The sequence below is a fragment of the Bacillus niameyensis genome, assembly GCF_001375535.1.
Classification (GTDB): Bacteria; Bacillota; Bacilli; order Bacillales; family Bacillaceae_C; genus Lederbergia; species Lederbergia niameyensis.
In genome coordinates this window covers 2,354,477-2,372,838 of sequence record NZ_LN831197.1, presented here as the reverse complement: position 1 = coordinate 2,372,838, position 18,362 = coordinate 2,354,477, and the positions used below count along the sequence as shown (strand labels likewise).

The 18,362-nt window shown below is 36.6% G+C and carries 19 protein-coding genes and 1 riboswitch; of the genes, 13 read left to right on the top strand and 6 right to left on the bottom strand.

All coding sequences use genetic code 11. The features are described from left to right. Positions 1 to 61 precede the first annotated feature (61 nt). The 6 genes from BN1243_RS11205 (at position 62) to BN1243_RS11180 (ending at position 5,672) form a co-directional block, all read left to right on the top strand. Entirely contained in the window at positions 62 to 1,063 is a 1,002-nt protein-coding gene (locus BN1243_RS11205; RefSeq protein WP_062106840.1) for a hypothetical protein, read from the top strand. Positions 1,064 to 1,121: 58 nt separating this feature from the next. Further along, positions 1,122 to 1,844 (top strand): response regulator transcription factor, encoded by a 723-nt coding sequence (locus BN1243_RS11200; protein ID WP_230200177.1) that lies wholly within the window; start codon positions 1,122 to 1,124, stop codon positions 1,842 to 1,844. Between the two features lie 3 nt (positions 1,845 to 1,847). Next, positions 1,848 to 3,269 carry a sensor histidine kinase gene (locus BN1243_RS11195; protein WP_062106836.1) on the top strand — a complete coding sequence of 474 codons (1,422 nt, stop codon included), beginning with the start codon at positions 1,848 to 1,850 and terminating at the stop codon, positions 3,267 to 3,269. Continuing rightward, positions 3,256 to 4,680 (top strand): hypothetical protein, encoded by a 1,425-nt coding sequence (locus BN1243_RS11190; protein WP_062106834.1) that lies wholly within the window; start codon positions 3,256 to 3,258, stop codon positions 4,678 to 4,680. The genes BN1243_RS11195 and BN1243_RS11190 overlap by 14 nt, the downstream gene beginning before the upstream one ends. A gap of 255 nt (positions 4,681 to 4,935) precedes the next feature. Beyond that, positions 4,936 to 5,136 (top strand): cold-shock protein, encoded by a 201-nt coding sequence (locus BN1243_RS11185; RefSeq protein ID WP_062106832.1) that lies wholly within the window; start codon positions 4,936 to 4,938, stop codon positions 5,134 to 5,136. A 156-nt stretch (positions 5,137 to 5,292) separates the two neighbouring features. Further along, positions 5,293 to 5,400: riboswitch (SAM riboswitch) on the top strand. 68 nt (positions 5,401 to 5,468) lie between these two features. Next, on the top strand, positions 5,469 to 5,672 hold the full coding sequence (locus BN1243_RS11180; protein WP_062106830.1) for a hypothetical protein: 204 nt from the start codon (positions 5,469 to 5,471) through the stop codon (positions 5,670 to 5,672). Between the two features lie 545 nt (positions 5,673 to 6,217). Here BN1243_RS11180 and BN1243_RS11175 read toward each other — a convergent pair. The 3 genes from BN1243_RS11175 to BN1243_RS11165 are packed head-to-tail and all read right to left on the bottom strand — an operon-like array spanning position 6,218 to position 7,756. Further along, positions 6,218 to 6,622, bottom strand: coding sequence for a DUF4830 domain-containing protein (locus BN1243_RS11175; protein ID WP_062106828.1), 405 nt, complete (start codon positions 6,620 to 6,622; stop codon positions 6,218 to 6,220). 31 nt (positions 6,623 to 6,653) lie between these two features. Then, on the bottom strand, positions 6,654 to 6,977 hold the full coding sequence (locus BN1243_RS11170) for a hypothetical protein (protein WP_062106826.1): 324 nt from the start codon (positions 6,975 to 6,977) through the stop codon (positions 6,654 to 6,656). Between the two features lie 53 nt (positions 6,978 to 7,030). Beyond that, positions 7,031 to 7,756, bottom strand: coding sequence for an ankyrin repeat domain-containing protein (locus BN1243_RS11165; RefSeq protein ID WP_069201782.1), 726 nt, complete (start codon positions 7,754 to 7,756; stop codon positions 7,031 to 7,033). A 285-nt stretch (positions 7,757 to 8,041) separates the two neighbouring features. On the opposite strand from BN1243_RS11165, the gene BN1243_RS11160 reads away from it, so the two are divergent. Both BN1243_RS11160 and BN1243_RS11155 read left to right on the top strand, forming a co-directional pair. Further along, a complete protein-coding gene (locus BN1243_RS11160; protein ID WP_062106822.1) occupies positions 8,042 to 8,605 on the top strand; it encodes an RNA polymerase sigma factor in 564 nt (187 codons plus the stop codon). A gap of 6 nt (positions 8,606 to 8,611) precedes the next feature. Then, on the top strand, positions 8,612 to 9,418 hold the full coding sequence (locus BN1243_RS11155) for a DUF4367 domain-containing protein (protein WP_062106820.1): 807 nt from the start codon (positions 8,612 to 8,614) through the stop codon (positions 9,416 to 9,418). Between the two features lie 31 nt (positions 9,419 to 9,449). Here BN1243_RS11155 and BN1243_RS11150 read toward each other — a convergent pair whose 3' ends face one another. Beyond that, on the bottom strand, positions 9,450 to 9,980 hold the full coding sequence (locus tag BN1243_RS11150) for a DUF6147 family protein (protein ID WP_062106818.1): 531 nt from the start codon (positions 9,978 to 9,980) through the stop codon (positions 9,450 to 9,452). Between the two features lie 214 nt (positions 9,981 to 10,194). On the opposite strand from BN1243_RS11150, the gene BN1243_RS11145 reads away from it, so the two are divergent. Then, on the top strand, positions 10,195 to 10,806 hold the full coding sequence (locus tag BN1243_RS11145) for a hypothetical protein (RefSeq protein WP_062106816.1): 612 nt from the start codon (positions 10,195 to 10,197) through the stop codon (positions 10,804 to 10,806). Positions 10,807 to 10,962: 156 nt separating this feature from the next. Here BN1243_RS11145 and BN1243_RS11140 read toward each other — a convergent pair whose 3' ends face one another. Next, complete coding sequence (locus BN1243_RS11140; RefSeq protein WP_062106814.1) at positions 10,963 to 11,538, bottom strand: hypothetical protein; 576 nt, start codon at positions 11,536 to 11,538, stop codon at positions 10,963 to 10,965. 646 nt (positions 11,539 to 12,184) lie between these two features. Between BN1243_RS11140 and BN1243_RS11135 the strand changes: the two genes are divergently transcribed. The 3 genes from BN1243_RS11135 (at position 12,185) to BN1243_RS11125 (ending at position 15,460) form a co-directional block, all read left to right on the top strand. Beyond that, the gene (locus BN1243_RS11135; protein ID WP_230200176.1) at positions 12,185 to 13,402 is read left to right on the top strand and encodes an alanyl-tRNA editing protein; all 1,218 of its coding nucleotides are present in this window, start codon (positions 12,185 to 12,187) and stop codon (positions 13,400 to 13,402) included. 550 nt (positions 13,403 to 13,952) lie between these two features. Beyond that, complete coding sequence (locus BN1243_RS11130) at positions 13,953 to 14,816, top strand: hypothetical protein (protein WP_062106810.1); 864 nt, start codon at positions 13,953 to 13,955, stop codon at positions 14,814 to 14,816. 197 nt (positions 14,817 to 15,013) lie between these two features. After that, a complete protein-coding gene (locus BN1243_RS11125; protein WP_230200175.1) occupies positions 15,014 to 15,460 on the top strand; it encodes a hypothetical protein in 447 nt (148 codons plus the stop codon). Between the two features lie 211 nt (positions 15,461 to 15,671). On the opposite strand, the gene BN1243_RS11120 is transcribed toward BN1243_RS11125, so the two are convergent. Continuing rightward, positions 15,672 to 16,622: an alpha/beta hydrolase gene (locus tag BN1243_RS11120; protein WP_407638888.1), complete on the bottom strand. Its 951-nt coding sequence runs from the start codon at positions 16,620 to 16,622 to the stop codon at positions 15,672 to 15,674. A 238-nt stretch (positions 16,623 to 16,860) separates the two neighbouring features. Between BN1243_RS11120 and BN1243_RS11115 the strand changes: the two genes are divergently transcribed. Beyond that, on the top strand, positions 16,861 to 18,258 hold the full coding sequence (locus BN1243_RS11115) for a DUF4309 domain-containing protein (protein ID WP_062106805.1): 1,398 nt from the start codon (positions 16,861 to 16,863) through the stop codon (positions 18,256 to 18,258). The last annotated feature ends 104 nt before the right edge of the window (positions 18,259 to 18,362 follow it).

Sequence of the window (18,362 nt, the reverse complement as noted above, 5' to 3'; positions counted from 1 at the left end):
TTCTCAATGAATAGCGGAAAGGGTTATAATAAAAATATATATTGCGGAAGGAGAAAAGATCATGAAGAAAACGACGGACATGTCTATTGAAGAACTCTTTGATCTAGAGGCAGAGCTCCGTGTTGCCAAAGATGAAGAGAAAGGTGTTTCACTTCCTGCGTTAATAACAGTTGAAGAAGAGCTTTATGAGAAAGTAAGTGCTGATAAAACTGGAAAATATCAAGACAGTTTAAATATAATCAAGAAAAACTTGGTGGACCTGATGATTCGCTATGGTCCTTATTTAAAAACGATTTATCAAAGGGATGATCTCGCAGAAGAAAAGGCGTTATCACAGGCTCTTAAATATGATCGAGGAAATCCTTATGCGTATTATCGGCTTGGGTATTTAGCTTATAAAAGAAAGAACTATTTGACATCTGCTGTCCATTTCAATAATGCATTGAAAAGTCAGGAAAGACGCAGGAGTGCGGAATATTTATTAACGGAGCAACAGAAATATATGGCTAATATGCATCTGAGCAATTGTGCATTAAATGTTGCCTTACAAGCTCAAAAGGCTTTGGAGGAAGAAACAGTAGGGGCTCCTTTACTGGAATTGGTTGGAACAAATGAAAACATCTTGAAAAGCCATGCATTGACGGTTACTTCACAATCTGGAGTTGAGTGGCATTCTATGGAAAATTGTCAGGAAATGATCAAATCCGATGAATTCGAAAACTATCTTATACTTTACTTTTCTGAGCAGCAGCATTCCGCTTTTTATAAGAAGCAAGAAGTAAATCTTAGTTTTAATCAGGCTGAGCTGCTAAAAACAATGATGCTTCAGACGAGCAAAAACAAACGAGCTGTTAAAGAACAGTTCCAACATCTTTTTTCATCACGGGATGAAAATGGCGAAATTCCTGCCAATATTATGAACCGAGCTCTTAACCGTCTAAAAAGAAAACTCGCCCAGTGTCAAGTACCTGCCAATATTATTATAAGCTCACCTGAACAAGCACAATATTACTACAATCAAGAAATTCTTTATCTAATCATTGAAGTGTCTGGCACGCTTTAGAATTTGCTGAATTGGGTAAACACAATTTCCTTCGAATATAAAACATGGATTTTGTATAATGAGAAGAATGAATCATTTGGAGGAAATGCAAATGAAAAAAATACTCGTAATTGAGGATGAAGAAAGTATTAGAGGCTTTATTCGGGTGAATTTCCAAGCACATCATTTTACTGTATTAGAGGCTGTATCAGGTGAGGCAGGATTAGAAAAGGCGAATGAGGAACAACCAGAAGTGGTTTTGTTAGATGTCATGCTTCCTGGAATCGATGGATTTCAAGTTTGTGAACAATTAAGAAAACAATTTCCAGGGATTGGCATTATTATGTTGACGGCAAAAGGACAAGATGTTGACCGTATTAAAGGATTGAAATTTGGAGCGGATGATTATATAGTCAAACCTTTCAATCCATTGGAATTAGTCCTGCGTGTGAAAGCTTTAATGAGAAGAATGAAAAAAACGGAAGAAGCGGAAGCAAAGGATACTATCAGCAGAGGTCCTTTCTTTATCGATCTGAATGCGAAGAAATGTTTTAAAAATGACGTTGAACTGGCTCTTACACCAAAAGAATTTCAGTTGCTAAAATTATTTATGGAGAATCCGGGGAAGGCTTTTTCTCGTAATGACTTATTAGATTTAGTGTGGGGCCTTAACTTCGTTGGGGATACGAAAATTGTTGATGTGAACATTAGAAGATTGAGAACTAAAATAGAAGATACGCCTTCCAATTCCGTCTATATCGAGACAATTTGGGGGACGGGTTATTGTTGGAAGAAGGAATAGCGGATGGATAGAAAAACAAGGCAATCATTTGTTAGTTTGAAAAAGAGACTTGTCCGTAACTTTCTGATCATTATTTTTATAAGTGTATTGGCGTTTGAGGGGATGCTTCTTTATTTTACAAAATATTATTTTTATACGAATACAGAAAATGTTTTAACGAACCAAATTAAAATAGCATCAGAATTCTACTCGAAATATTTTTCTGATGTTCCCCTTGAAAAGAATATTATCGATCATGTTGATGTATTTTGGAAACAAACGACTGCTCAAGTCCAAATTGTCGATTTGTCAGGAAGAGTTTTACTAGATTCCACTGGAATGGAAAATAAGGAACTGATTAAAAGTAGTGATTTCCAAGCAGCGATAGGGAATGGAAAAGGTGTTTCCATTGAAAAGAATTCCAACGACGAAAAAGTAATGATTGTCTCTTATCCATTAAATTCAGATAAAGAGGTCGTTGGTGCCCTGCGCTTTATTACGACATTAACAGCGATTGATCACAATTTACGGTCTATTACATATGTTTTCCTTGGCTTCGGTCTGATTGTTATTATTGTCGCTTGGATTATTAGTCTTCTGCTCGCTAGAAGCATTGTGCTTCCCTTAAAAGAGGTAACAACAAAGGCGAAACGAATGGCAGATGGTGATTTAAAAATCCGTATTAACAAGAAGCGTAATGATGAACTTGGACAGCTTGCCGATACATTGAATTTTATGGCGGGAGAAATTCAAGATCGCGAAAAAGCGAAGGATGACTTTATATCTTTAGTATCCCATGAGCTTCGCACACCTTTAACATCGATCAAAGGTTGGGCAGTGACATTAAGGGCACTTGGGTTTGAAGATCGGAATGTTTTTCATGATGGGGTGACGATCATAGAAAAAGAAAGTGATCGCTTAACGAATATGGTGGAACAGCTTCTTGATTTTTCAAGCATTGTTTCTGGGCAAGTGAGTATCCAAAAGGAGAAAACCGATATTTGCCAATTGATTTATTACGTTGAAAAACAAATGAGTCCGCGGGCAATTAGGGAAAAAATCCAATTCCAAGTTGAATGTCAGGAACTACCTCCCATTGACGTAGACCCTGATCGAATCAAACAAGTATTGTTTAATTTGCTTGGTAATGCATTTAAATTTACTCCAAATGATGGAAGTGTTCTACTTCGTGCATTTCAAGAGGGAAAAGAAATAGTCATTTCTATTAAAGATACGGGCTGTGGCATAAGTCCTGAAGATTTGCCGCGAGTAAAAAGCAAATTTTATAAAGGAAAAAATAGTCAAGCACAAACAGGGCTCGGATTATCGATATCAGACGAAATTGTTAAGCTTCATAATGGATTTTTATTAATTCAAAGTGAATTGGGTAAAGGGACTGAGATTAAGGTGAAATTACCAATGAGTGATCGACATGCAAAAAAGTAAAAAGTTAATATTGCTTCTGTTTGTACTGCTTATTTACCTATTTGTATCTGGTTGCAGCCCATTAGAGTATAGTATTGAGGATAAAATATCCCCTCCCAATCATAATCAAATTGCGATTCAAGGGACTTGGAAGATTGAAAAATATATACCCGTTTATTCATCTAAAAAGACAGAGGAAAACGTGGAAAATTATATAGGGAAAACGGCTTTGTTTGACCAAAATACGTGCGTGTTTGCTAATGAAAAATGCCATTCTCCAGAATATAAAAATATTAATGTTGCCGGAATGGATTATTTGCAAAATACATATCGAATCGATCCTACCCAGTTTGGTACTATCGGTGATCGGATCGATGTTATAACGGTAACTTCGAATAATCAGTTCTTCTATGAATTTATAAAGATTGATGAACAAACAATGCTCGCCTATTTGGACGATGGATTTTTGTACTTGCAAAAAGAATCTAATGTCGTCAAAGTGGATCAGAAAAAAGTCGACCCAATCCAGGAAAATAAAGAACAAAAGAATAGAGAGAAGGAGAAATACCCCTCTCTTAAATCGGGAGTATTACTAGGAATTCGTTCAGAGGACAACACGTATCGAACGATGTGGATGAGCGCTGATCATGAAAAGTTATTTCCGATTGTCGAAAAGGATCAACTTCTAGTTCCGAGAATGAAAGGCTTTTGGGAAGTTGGAAATTTAAAAACCGAGGGGCAAAGTCGCCTATATGCCAGGCCAGTCGACCACGGGCCATCTCTAGTAGATACCCAGAAGTGGAGCATTCTAAAAGAATCACCTGAAAGGAAAATTACTTTTGTTGGACCTGACTATATCGGTACGGAGCGAAATTCGCGATATGACGTGATGCCCCTTGATTATATTGAACAGGGGAAAGGCATTACATTGTCTGAAGTCTTTGCTGGAAATGCCGATCAAGGTTTAATGCGTTCGAGTGAGACTTTCATTGCTTCGCTAGAACGAGATAAAGCAGAACTTTTACTTAAGCAGCCAAGTGAAGATAATTTTACACTTGAACGGAGACATGGACATTGGATTTTACGAGGTAGAATGTATTATCAGGAAACAGTAGATGGGAAAAACTATGAGGATTTTGATATTAACCTTTTATTACCAAAAAAGTTAATTAATTACGATGAAATGGATATTCCGTGGAGTGAAATCAAAGACAAACTACCATGGATTACGGATGCATACTTATCTCCTGTGAAAAATTTTATTATTTTAGTTTCTAAAAATGACCTCTCTATCTATATGATTAAAGATGGCCAAATAGCTGATGAACCGCTAAAGGAAATCCAACTAGACCAAGGTGATCAGATTATTATGGCTGAATGGGCGATAGGAAACTATGTTGAAATGTGGGAAGAGGCTGTGCGAAAATATTAAAGTGCTGGTGAAGCCCCTCGAATTTTGTCGAAAAAGAGGGGCGGCAGCTGCACTATTGAAGAAAGAACTTTTTTCTTTTAAAATAACTTGCATACTTAGAAGTTAAGTGATAGTATGTAGTTATGCTTAATATGTATTAATCTTATAATTCACATGTTTTCACGGATTATATGTTTAATGGTATTGTTCGTGAAAACATGTGAATTTTTGTTATACATCACTATTAAGTAACAAATTTTTTGGAGGTTTTTTAACATGAACCAAGGTACAGTAAAATGGTTTAACGCAGAAAAAGGTTTTGGATTTATCGAAGTTGAAGGCGGAGAAGACGTATTCGTTCATTTCTCAGCTATCACTGGCGAAGGCTTCAAAACTCTTGAAGAAGGCCAAAAAGTTAGCTTTGACATCGTTGAAGGTAACCGCGGCGAGCAAGCAGCTAACGTTGTTAAACTTTAATTAACTAAAAATCAGGCCGACCACGAATAAATTCGGGTCGGCCTTTTTATTGTTTAAATTGCGTCCAAAATTTGAACTCTTTAGAAAAATGTCAAAAAGTACAGGCTGTCTCCCTTGAAAAATAGAAAATATAAGCATAAAATAAAATTAAATAAATAGTTATCAAGAGTGGCTGAGAGATCTGGCTCAGAGACGCCACAGCAACCTGCAATTAAGCAAGGTGCTAAAACCAGCAAAGCAATATTTTGCTTTGGATGATAAAACGGCGAAAGAGCCCCTTTTGTATCCATTGCAGAAGGGGTCTTTATGTTTTCTTGGGGAGGGAGAGAGCCATGAAGAATTTTATAATTGAAAATGGTAAAAAGAAAGAGTTAACTAAAGAAGAACTAAAAAAGCTCAAAGCGAAAAATGTAACCGAAGTCATTAAAGAAATGACTCCAGATGAATTGGAGGCTTTCAAGAAGGCAAGGTATGAGAAATTTATTAAGCCGCTAATTGATGGGAATCTGGAGGAGTTGGATAGGAAGAGAAGGTAGTTATTGGGGATGAAATGAAAGGAATCCATTTTATAGGATAAAACGAAATGCTCGCTGATCGCGGGCTTTTTGTTTTTATTTAACTATCTTATTTCGATAATAATAGCAATAAGCCGCAACTGCGACTAGATAAGGAAACATTCTTATACATACAGATAAAACGCGGGTCCCAATCTGACTTTTGGGAGGTAGCACGAGAAAAGAAAAGGAGAGTTTTTAAGTTCGTATGTGAAAAGTTATGCGAGGCATTCTCATGTCCCATTGCAGCGACTTTTACATGCGAAAGGTCCATGAGAGTCGTTGTCATGTCCCATTGCAGCGACTTTTACATGCGAAAGGTCCATGAGAGTCATTGTCGTGTCCCATTGCAGCGACTTTTACATGCGAAAGGTCCATGAGAGCCGTTGTCATGTCCCATTGCAGCGGCTTTTACATGCGAAGGGTCCATGAGAGTCATTGTCGTGTCCCATTGCAGCGACTTTTACATGCGAAAGGTCCATGAGAGTCGTTCTCCTTTCCTTTGAAATTAAAAATCAGTGCTAGTCTTACTGGCTTATCATATTTTCATTGATTAAACGATTTTTATCATCCAAACTAAATATTCCGGGTGTCCAACTCGGGAGTATACCATAACCCCCAACGATTTCTTCTTCTACAACAATTAGAATGGCTTTTAAACGTTCACCTTCAATATCTTTTTGTTTCAATTTATAGGAGTACTCGACAACCTCTTTTCCTACATACTCTTCGATAAAGGTAATGCCGCTAGCTTCATAATTACGAAGAATTTCATCGGGAATGTCTAATATATAAGTTTCAACCTCAACAAGACGTTGAATATCCCATCCTTTATTCGATAAATATTGATCGTGTTGCTTATCAATACGTTTATGGCTACAGCCAGTTATTAATAATAATCCCAATAGTATTATAAGCGTTCTTAGTTTCATGGCTTCACTAGCCCTTCGCTATAATGAATTCTCACTTTAATAAAATTGTTGGTTCCAAGCTCTTAGGTATGATCTTGTATTTAGCAATAATTAAGATAATAAGAAAGATGAAACAGGCTAGCCCTGTGCTTTCACTTGTAACAACAGTACTTGGGATAATTGCAGTAACATTCAAGGTAAAATATATAAGAAAACCTGCAAATGAAAAACAATATAAGTAGTTGCCGTAAAGTCTCCGCTTGTCATTTGATGCGACTTTTCGAAGGTGAATGGTGTATTGTATTTGTTTAATAAGACCGTAGGAAAATCCAGAAATGAGCAAAAAAACAAACGCATAGCCAAACATTTCATCCATCATTTACCCTCCAAATAATAAGTTGTAATTATGATCAAAGGTTGGGCGTGTTATTACAAGTCCCTCTGCGATTTAGCTCCCCGTTTTTCAAGCCATTTCACAAGCTCAGCATTCGCGTTTCGCAATGCCGCGTCAAGTGGAGTCAGCTTATCCCAACTAGGCAGCCAGTTCACATTTGCTCCTTGGCTGAAAAGATATTTTGCACTATGCAATTGTCCGCCGTGGCAAGCATTCCAGAATGCACAATCAATCTCTTCGTGTGCAGGAGGGATATCGCTGGAAAAACGGCTTTCCATTCGATTCATGAGAGCAAGTGCGGCTTCATCATAAAAAGTAGTCTTTGCGCCGAGTTCAACAAGCTTATGTGCTGCTTGCCATTGTCCAAAAATCCGCGCATCAGTAAGAGGTGTCCCATTTCCAATTACGCCACCTCTCGCTTCCATATCGGCACCTAATTGAACTAAGGTGACCAACGCTTCGACATCATCATTACTTGCCGCCCAGTGGAGCGGTGTCTCACTGTGAGGACCGATAAATGGCGCATTGATATCAGCCCCTGCCTGCACTAACAGAGTAATCGTTTCTTGGCAATTAGGATAATGACCCGGCCAATCTGTCGCTATATGCAGTAATGTTCGTGCCATCTCACCGTCGATAACCCTTGCCTGAGCGAGCCCTTGGACTTTTTTCAATAGATCTTTTAACTTTTCAATTTCTCCAAATTGGATCGCCTTAACAACAGTCTTAGTAATTGGTTCTTCCTTATAGATTTTCAACATGCTTGTCCCCTTATATTTTTTTTGACAATAATTATCTTGTAGCGTCTGAGTGGATATATTCATTCATATTCTATATAACTACTGCGATTACCTTTATTAAATAGGTTAGGCTGTGGTTAACGATATTTTAATGAAGATTTTCAAGTAATTCGGACATTCATGATTCCTGATATTTCAGCAAATTCTATCTCAATTATAAAAAATAGTTTACAATAGTAAATAATGGAAAAATAAGTTTATTTATAGATCTAGAAAAAGGTGCATGTGCTTAACGGGGGGATCGTCTTGTATAACAAAAAAGAAAGACACCTAAATATGAAAGCGGATAACGAAAAGGCCTTTTTTGAAATGTATTATCAAAAAGTTTATCAAACAGCCTATTTTATTGTGAAGGATCAATATCTGGCTCAAGATATTACACAAGAAACCTTTCTTAAAGCCTTTCAAAGTATGGATACCCTACAAGATCAAAAAAAAATGGGTGCTTGGCTGGCAACAATTGCCACAAGAACAGCAATTGATTTTATAAGAATGCAAAAAAACCGAAACGATATCCCGACTGAAGACGTCTATATTGATGTAGAGATCGCGAGGAAACAAATAAGCTCTTCTGTCGAGGAAGTTGTTGAGAAGAATATACTTAAAAATGCCATCAGGAAGAACATTGCAGAGCTAAAGCCTCCGGAATATAGAGAGGTTCTTCTTCTTAAATATGAGTACGAGTTAAGAGATGAGGAAATAGCAAAGCATTTGGGCGTGAGTGTAGGTGCAGTAAAATCTAGACTTCATCGAGCTAGAAAGAGATTAAAAACCGTTCTTAGTAACCAGAAAGAAATTAGGAAATGGTGATGCCATATGAAAAATGTGAAAAATGATGATTTAGAAAGATGGATTAAGGAAGCGATTCACGCAGAAGTGGAAGATAGCCCATCTCCACTCAAGTCTAGCGATGAGGCGTGGGAGCAAATAGTGAATGAATTTAATCGACGGAAGATGCGTACTCGTAAAAGGTGGTCCTTTAAAACAAAATGGATGTATGTAGCTTCCATGTTCGCAGTCGCTGTCTCAATCATGTTTTTCTCTAATCAAAGTAGTTTGGCTTATGGTTCGTTTGCAGAATTTTTTCAAAAGGTACAAGGGTCGGTTATGCATTTATTTGTGAAGGTTGAAAAGGAACCGATAGAAATGAATGCGCAAAAGGAAATACCGAATAATGAACCACATAGTTCAGGTAACTTTTCCATGATGAATGATTCAGAAATGGTTACCAAGCAGTTGGGATTAGAGGAGGCACAAAAGGAAACGGAATTTACCTTGGTTATACCCGATTATATTCCAAGTGACTTTCATTTGAATAATGTCACGGTTATAAAACAAGCGGAGGAATTGAGCAGTGAAATTTACTTAAACTATGAAAGTCAGGATGGCACATTCTATATTAATCAGGGATTAATCGATGATTCTTTTGCGATGGGAGCTGTGCTCGATAAAGAAGACGCAAATGTTGAACAGGTTCTAGTCAACGGGCAACAGGCAAGCTTTCTACTTTATAAGGATGGGTCAACTGATTTAATTTGGATTAGTCAAGATGAAAAATTCTGCTTTATCATAAGTGGGATGCTGTCCAAAAAGGAAATTATAAAGATTGCTGAATCCATGTAAAAGAGAGAGGGGTTAGCCTCTCTCTAGCCATTTATTTTACGTAAATGTAGGAAGTATAACTTGTAGCCTGTTCAACTATAGTACCTTTATTTACCCAATGATGAGCTCGAGCCCGATAATAATATCCCTTAGGGACTTTGGCGCTTCCTGCTCCTGCGACAAAGGATGTATTATTTTGGGTGAAATCTCCTACCTTTATTTCCTCAAGCCATCGCCCACTCGGTGCATCCCATCTTTGGAGATAGAGTACCACGCCCATGGAATTAACCGTGAAATATGCACTCGTATTCCCACTGACTCTGACTGTATCACCACTTGCCCCAATAACACTAATTCCACTTCTTAAATACTGGTTAGACATAAAAGGTTGCATACTCGTGAGCGAAATTAGTGGTTCATTACTACTAATACTACCTTCACCGTTCATTAAGTCAGGTGAAGGTTCCCCGATTGTCGGTTTAAGTGGATCCGTATTTTCCGCGGCTAAACTAGTGACAGGAAAGATCAGCGAAATCATTAGAATCGATGCTACTAAAACAATCAAACTTCTAAATCTCTTCAAAACAATTCTCCCCTTTCAAATTATTCATATAATAGACGTATAGAAAAGAAAAAGGTTTCAAATTTGTCAAAAAGTATTAAAAATAATTGCAAATTAACTCTGATTTTGACGGAAGTGAACCGTTTTTTTCGAAATTCGTATATAGGATGGAGAATTTTAGCAGGCGGAAAATGATATTATTGATTAAGAGAATCCAAAAGAGGAGGTTTGAAAGATGAAATTTGCTATTCGAAAAACCGTCTATTTTTCATTTTTAATTATAACTGTAATATTCATAGCAGGATGCCAAAGCAAGAGTAAAGATATTGGCAGGAGTCCGACTTTACTGGATAATGTTATTTCGAGAGATGGGAAAGTATATGAATTTGAACATATTCCATGGTTTATGAAAAGGGAAGATGTGATGAAGGAACTCGACTTAAAAGAGGAGGATATCACCCTACTTCAAGACGGGGACACTATGAAAATCAGTCATACTATTCCTTTCAAAAAGCCAAAAACGGAAGCAACGGTTATTTACAACTTTGATGATAATCAGCTCGTTAGTGGCACGTATGTGATCAATGCTGGTAGTGAGGATGAGCTTGTTCGCGTCGGAACAGAATTGAAAAAAACACTGGAAGATTTTTTTCCAAAACCAGCAGGCAATACTTTAGAAGAACTATCTGAAGAAGTTTTGCGTTCAGGAAAAAGTTCTGGGGTTCGTTGGGAAGGTGAGGACCATAGCAGTTTTGATATATCGATTCCTGAGCCAAAATCAGAGTATATTATGACCCTTTCTGTTCATGGTCCAAAGGAGCCGAAAAAATCGTTGCAGGATGAGTAAATAAAGAAAAGAGCAAAAGCTTACTTGAAGGATTCTTTTTCAAGTAAGCTTTTGCCTTTTAGAAAAAATATGGTGCTGACCTTTTAAGAAAAGCGAATCATTTTACCCATGCGGAAATTCTAGTGTTGTTGATATTACGGCTCTACTCTCCTAATATCAAACTTCAGGAAATCCGCTTAATTTATAGGTTACAAAAACTAATGTAACATTGCCATCAACAACGTTCATACGTAATTCTACATCGAGCTCATCATTTACCTCCCAGATTTCCATGTAATCAGTTATTCCAGGTTCCAATTCTTCATAATCGGGCATCACGGCGATTCTTTTCGATAACATTGGATAAGTGGTCGGTTCACCGAACTCCTTGTTTAGATCCTTATACAATTCTTTAGTAAGATCATACCCGTCTTTTCCATTATCCTTAAACTCTTTAATATACGTAAATCCGTACATTTCATCAGTATCATTATTAAAGTTAAGGGCGAGTGTAAGGGATTTCCCATGAAAAGTACGTTCCTCTTTAAAGGCATACGTCCCTACTATATTCCATAATTGGTCAATATTCTTTCCTTCTTCAAGTTTTAAGTTTTTAAACACGGTTTCCTTCTTTAGTCCGATATTTTCAGTCAAAGTATCGATGTCTTTATTACTTGCGATACTTCCCGAACATGCTGATAAAATCAAAATAATCATTGACAATGAGAGGATAAATCTTGCTAGTTTTATCATTAGATCACCTCTTAAAATCTACCTATAGTTAATTATGGTCTATAATAGATAGACATTTTATTTCCTGCTTAATCACCGCAAGCCAATTTTAATAGTCTAGGAAAATGCAATCATAAAGTAACACGTCAAAATGGCATAGTGTAACTTTCCCTTTTACCATCAACAGTATATTCAAATATTATATAATTACCTGGGGTTCCTCCCCCTGATAATAGAATTACTTTGTTAGAATCAAAGTAGTTCGTATTAGAATAAACCGTGCTTGGAACAGGATTAGACTTATAAATCTATGCTCTGTTATCTTTTGTTATACACATCCCCTCCTAATTAGATGTTTATAGCAATTCCTTTTGCTATGTCCATAACTCATAGGGATTATGGCAAAATGGAATTGTTAACCAAGCCTTTGTAGTGCTCCATTTAAACTAAAAAATAAATACAACTGCTTCTTTTGCAATACAAGACGTATTATTTCTAATAAAGGTTTCACCCTTTTCTGAATTTTTTTATTTTTATTTTAAAAAAGGATGTCCTATGTAGATATCCCCTTTAAAAATGGCGAATCTTTTAGATGCTGGGATAGCCTAAACAAATTTCCTTTTCAAGTGGCTCTTGCTTTTGGTCGTGTAATTACTTCCGTGCTAAAATGAAGAAAAAGTTGAAGGAGTTTTTTATGTTAAAGGACAGACTGTGTTACATAGATGAATATTGTCAAACATTCATATCCCGCGTTGTAAGAGAAGAGAAAGATGCGAATGGAGAATGGTATGTCATATTGGAGAATACAGCTTTTTATCCAACAGGTGGCGGGCAACCGCATGATACGGGGACATTGAACGGTATCCCTGTTCTTAATGTTGAAGATGTCGATGGTGAAATTCGCCATACAGTTGCGGAAAAACTTGATTCAACGATTGCAGAAGGTGTGCTTGATTGGGGGAGGCGCTTTGATCATATGCAGCAACATGCTGGTCAACATATTTTAACAGCAGCGTTTGTTGAATTATATGATTTTCAAACGGTGAGTTTTCATTTAGGAAATGAGCTTTGTTCAATTGATTTGGATGTTGAAAAGGTGACAGAGGAGCAGTTGGCTTCCGTTGAAAAGCGAGCGAATGAAATCATTTTAAAAAATATCCCGATTGAAAAGAAATGGGTAACGGAAGCTGAGCTTGAGCAATATTCATTGCGAAAGGAACTCAAGTTTACAGATGAAATCCGACTTGTCATGATCCCTGATTTTGATTATAACGGTTGCGGTGGCACACATCCCAGTTCAACGGGGCAGGTAATTAGCATTAAAATTTTAGCAACGGAAAAGCAGAAAAAGAAGACGCGGGTACATTTTGCGTGTGGTGGTCGCGTATTACAGCAATTACATAGAAAAAATGCGATCTTAGGAAAAGCCTCTCAACAATTAAGTGCCGCAGAAGAGGGGATAAACGATGCGATAACAAAACTATTAGGGACAAATCGTTCATTGGAAAAATCATTGGAAGAAGCTCATGAAACCTTATTGTCCTATGAAGTGAAAGATTTACTTATCACGAAAGAACGGAATATCGTAAAAGCTTTGTTTAAGGGACGGACGATCCAACAGCTACAAAAACTAGCTAGGTTGCTAGTGGCGGGAGACGAAGAGGTCATTGCTTTACTAGTAGCTGAAAATGGAGATCAACTGCAATTTGTAGCTGCTCGTGGAGCGAGGAGCGAAGTTAGTATGAAGCAAATAACGAAATCAGTACTTCCGGCCATTAATGGAAAAGGCGGCGGTAATGAAGGATTTGTTCAAGGCGGTGGCGAAAGAACGATTCCAGGTGAGGAGTTATTAATCATAATGGAAGAGAGTTCGCTTAATTCATGATTAAAAGGGGCGATATAGGAAAGCAGGTTTTCCATCAAAAAGGGCAAACCTGCTTTTTGGCTTGGAAATATGGTTATACACCGATACAATTTGCAAAAACTGAGGTGCTTAGTTAAAAGTTTTTAAAAAAGTAAAATAATTTTGGGAAAACAGAAACCTTTTTATATTATAAGGCGTCTTGTATGGTAAAGACATCAGTTGATGCATTAATTACTAATAACAACTGAAATTTTACTGAAAGGGAGTTGTTCTATGATAATATATTGGCCAAAACAATAGACTGTTTCTTAGCAACCCAAATAAAGAGGCAGCCGAAGAAGTGGAAAAGTATGTGGCTCAAGCCGGTAAAACTGTAAAGATAGAACTTCCAACTGATCGAGAAGATAAAATAGGTCTTAGAAAAAAACATTTCTTCAGACAACCAATTATCTATACTACATCTACGTGAATGTTGATAGTACTGTTGAAGTGTAGAAAATTAATCCTTTAAATGGAGTATTTGAAAAGTCTAATAGAAAAATGTCCGAGTAAAGTATGCAGGTCCGGCCTGATGTTTAAAAAAAATTGGGGAAATATAAAAGAAAGGAATCACAAAAAGACTAATAAAGGAATATGTTCAATTATAGTAGCGCTTACACTTATACTGCCTGTTTTGTTTTCTAATACGTTAACCGTTAAGGCAGATGAAGTAAATAATAATCTTTCGGCAGAAACAATAAATGAGATAATAGAGCAATCTAAAAAAGAAAGTGAACTTACAGATAAGGATTTTCATTTAGTGAGTAATGAAAATGCAAGAATTATGGCAAATGAATCAACATTTATTCTTGAATCAATTGATAAAAATGAAAATGGAGATGTTATACAAACATCTATTTTGCCATATAAAATTTTAGAAAACGGAGAAATGGTAGATAGTTTCCAATATGCCTTAAATCAGGGTAGCAATATTTCACCACAAGCAACAAACACAACTCCAACAAAATTTGTAGATGTAACGATTACTGTGATAACATCTTTTGCTATGTATAGAGATATATACTTTTCTCCTGTATATAGACACGCAGGGATAGAGGCTTACTGGAGCTCAAGTAATTCAACTGTTAAAGTATCTAATATGTTAGTACGTTATGATACTAGGGGTGATTTATATGAGTATCCAAGTGTTGTAAATAATGGAGTTCGTAACTCCACCCCTTTACAGAAAAACTATTTTAAGCGTAGCCAAATTTCTAGGTCTAACCCTGTGAAAGGAACTGTTTATATTGACGGTAATAATACAATGCCTTACAACAGAGTTGTTAGTTTGACTAGTTATCTAGATCATAAGGGTCTGATTTATTTGAAGTTAAATTATGTTGCGAATGGTAAAACATATGAACATGATAGAAGTTATACTGTGTACACAAAATAAATACCAACATACGAATTTTAAGTATCATTTAACAGTTAATAAATGTTAAGCAAAATTGTATAATAATGGATCATATTAAAAAAGGCGGTGTTAATATGAAACACCAATTACAGATCTTGCTGTTGATTACATGCACATTGTTTTTAACGCTTGTATCATGTAATCAAAACACTTCTAGCCCAGAAATCTTTGGCGATGTGGTCATTGAGACAAAGGAAGGATTTAGATTTCTAGATATAGATTGGTTGACCGACTTAGAAAAAATGAAAGAAGATATACCTGATGCTGTCTATGATGATAAGTTAGACCGATTAGAAGTACATGAAGAGTTGGAAGGCGAAAAAAGAGTTACTTTATATTACTTTCATGAAAATCAATTTGTTTCTGGTGAATATATTATTGTACTCAAAGATAAATCCGATTATGAATCATATCTATCTGACATTAAAGATCAAGCAGAATCTTACTTTGCAGAGCATCAACCAAGAAGCAATACTTTAAATGATCTTTTAGATAATCAGTCTGTAGTATGGGAAGGTAATGACAAAGGCGATTTCAGTTTGTCACCTTATGAAGGTGAAGATAGATATATGATCATTTTCAAGGTGTCAGTACCCGAATCATTGCTAAAGGAATTGGAATAGAATAGCCATCCCTTTATATCACAATCGATATCAATATAGTTTAAGTTTTATTTACTAATACTTAAACTATTAATGGAGAATATAAAAATTAACAAGAGTGAATTGGCTAGGAAATTTAATGTTGTAAAGGATTATGAGTAAGGTACTAGATTACTAACAGTCATGAGAAAAAGGAAAAAGCAGGTTTGCAATATAGAGGGCAAACCTGCTTTTATGAATTGGCAACTTTAATATGAGCCTCTTCCAAAATATACTTATCAACAAACTTCCAAACTTTATTCCAATAAGTTTCCGGATCTACCATTTCTGCTTCCCCATGTCCTGCACCAGGGATAATCAATTTATCTTTTTCGACATTTGCAGCGTTGTACACTTCCTCTAGCATCGCAAAGGGAACAAAAGTGTCGGCATCACCATGAATAAATAAGATCGGAGTTTGACTTTTAGCAATTTGGTTAATAGCTGATGCCTCTTTTAAATCGTACCCTGCTCGAATTTTCGTGATGGTATTAGCAGCATTCATAACAGGAAATTTCGGTAAATGAAATAGATCATATAATTGATACGTAAAAACATCCATAACAGAAGAGTATCCGCAATCTTCCACGATCACTTTAACGTTATCTGGAAGTTGCTCCCCAGATGTCATCATGACGGTGGCTCCGCCCATCGAAATACCGAATAAGACAATTTCAGCATTAGAATCCTTTTCAATAATATAGTCGATCCACCGCAACATATCTTTGCGATCATGCCAGCCCATTCCGATATAATCGCCTTCACTTTGGCCGTGGCCACGTAGATCCGGCGCCAAAACATGATAGCCTTTTTCAAAGAAATTCCGCACGTATCGTAACATTTGTTTGCTATTCCCGGAATAACCATGGACAACAATCGCCCATTTTCGATGGGGTTTTTTATTTTCATAGAAGAACCCATTAAGATTCAATTTGTCATGCGACTTTACACGGACCATTTCTGGTTGGTGGTACTTTGAAAATTCGGCATCTGTCAGCATTTCTGTATCAGCAGAAACCAAATGCGGATTTTCTTTTAAAAAATCCTTTTCTTTATGTGCGTTTAAGGCGAAATTATAAAAATAATTTCCAACTATAAAATAAGCAGTCATTAAGATTACGAATATAATAAATAAAATGATCATGATTATCTTAGAAGAATCCCTCTTTTTGTATAGTAATAACTTCATCTTAATCATTCCTCGATTCATATGCAACATGCATAAATTGGCAGGGACTTTTGAATGGGTCTTTTTAACTAGAACTCAAGAAAATTAGGAGTATTAGCCTCTTAATCTCCTTTTCTATAGAAAGTAGTGGTGGTAAAATATACCTGTTATACTAGTTTTTTATACAAAATAACTAAGGAGAAGAAAATACATCATGAGAAAAGTTATGCTTTTATTCGTCATAATCATGTTGGCGGGCTGTTCAGGATTAAAAATCGATCCTGAGAAAAAGGATACAACTCAGCAAGAAGTGGCAACTGAAAAGGCGGAAGATCCGAAGCCAACACGAGAATCCCTTAGTACTGAGGATTTAGTTAATGCAACCAAGTTAAATGAAAGAATGGCTGCAGTATGTGGAGAAATGAGAATTGAATATGAACAAGCTTATTTTAAAGCTAATGATAAGAAGCCATCTTTAGTAGCGATTTGCCATCATGACGGTGATATGACATTTGAGGGAAATACAGCTTATATCATGGCAGCTGTTCCGGACCAAGATACAGATGACTGGAAAATAAGTGAATTAGCACAATACGACATCGCACATCCGATCGGATTTTTGGGGAAGATCGAGGTTGATGGAAGAGAAATCTTAGTCATTGAAAGAGATGAAATCCGCGCCCGATATGGAGGAAGAGATTTTGACTATGTCTATTTTGAGGAAGGGGATGCAGAACCTCAAATTGGAATTACGTCTAGTGAACATACCCAATCTGGGATGATGAAAATAGCAGATAATCAGATTGTTATTGAGGATGAAGCGGTGTTGGAAACATATACGTATAAAAATGGCGAGTTTCAACATCATTCAGAATTGAAAAAACTAGATAATAGTGCGGATTTAATCATTTATTTTGATAAAGATGAACAAGATGAGCTCACTTTTTCTACGGAAAATGTGACAGGGTTAGATGTGAAACCAGGAGACCGAATCAGCTTCCGGAGGAAAAGGCCGATTCCGCTAGTGAACTTTCAAATTCGTACTGACCTTGAGCGGGAAGACGGACAAGTGGACACGTTTATCGTTACAGAAAGTGATATGGCTAAAACGATTGAAGTTGGTGAATATCCTTTCGAAAATATGAACGTTTTTACGGTTGGTAAAGTAGAAATTCCCAAGGTGGATTTTTTACAAAAACAATATTTTAACGAATTAAAACAAGGAATTATGCCAAATTCGAAAATTCAACTCACCGATTCGAATAAGGACATCGAATCGATTCTTGGACCACCAATTGAATCCATTGGTTATTCAGGTGCCAACTATTTAAAATATAAAGATTTCTTCTATGCGACTCCTTTTCTAGAAGAGGAAGGCGATAAAATTTATGGTATTTTGCGCACGTTGAAAGATAATGAACTAGTGACAGGAACGGAGTTAAAAGCGGCATGGGGTGCTCCAACAGAAGAATTCCAGGATGAGATGAGCGAGCCGATCACATTAACTTGGAATTACCAACTTAGCAGTGAGTATTTTGTGGTCGTAGACTTTGACGGACGAGACGAAAGCTCGAATGTTGTCGGCTTTACATTGATGAGAAACTACGAATAGAGAATGGATAGAAAAACTCGGGTCGTGCCTGTCACCACCCGAAAATCGACAAAATTCGGGTGGTGACAGGCACTTTATTTTTGGGCAGTGTTTCCGATAAATAT